The organism is Caballeronia sordidicola (assembly GCF_000729995.1).
Taxonomy (GTDB): Bacteria; Pseudomonadota; Gammaproteobacteria; order Burkholderiales; family Burkholderiaceae; genus Caballeronia; species Caballeronia sordidicola_A.
In genome coordinates this window covers 1-397 of sequence record NZ_JNFG01000138.1, presented here as the reverse complement: position 1 = coordinate 397, position 397 = coordinate 1, and the positions used below count along the sequence as shown (strand labels likewise).

The window sequence follows — 397 nt, the reverse complement described above, 5'->3', positions numbered from 1 at the left end:
GTGCTGGATCTGGCGGATGCCGGGGAAACCGCGCGCAGTCTCGCCGAGCTGGATCGCGCGATCGATTCAGCCGCGGCTGACAGCGGAAGTTCTCCTCCAGCTCACCGCCGCATCGCACTGTTCGCGGCCAACGCGCCCGTGGCGCTGTGCGTCGCGCTGCATCTGAAATCCCGTTACGGGGCCGACTGGCAAACCCGCGCGGCGCTCGTTTCCATCGACGACCCCGACTGGGCCGAACTCACCGGCATCACGACGATCCGCCAGCCGACCTACGAAATCGGCTACCGCGCGGTCGAATTCCTGCACGAGCGCATCGAAGGCGTTCAGGCCACGGCGCGAGACTGCCTTTTGCCGGGCGAGTTGATCGTTCGCGCATCAACTTCGCGCTGATCTGCGA

General features: G+C 66.2%; 1 protein-coding gene. It reads left to right on the top strand.

What is annotated here, in order from left to right; all coding sequences use genetic code 11:
• A partial coding sequence (locus tag FH08_RS0134080; RefSeq protein ID WP_035568019.1) for a substrate-binding domain-containing protein occupies positions 1 to 390 on the top strand: 390 nt, incomplete at its 5' end.
• Positions 391 to 397: the final 7 nt, after the last annotated feature.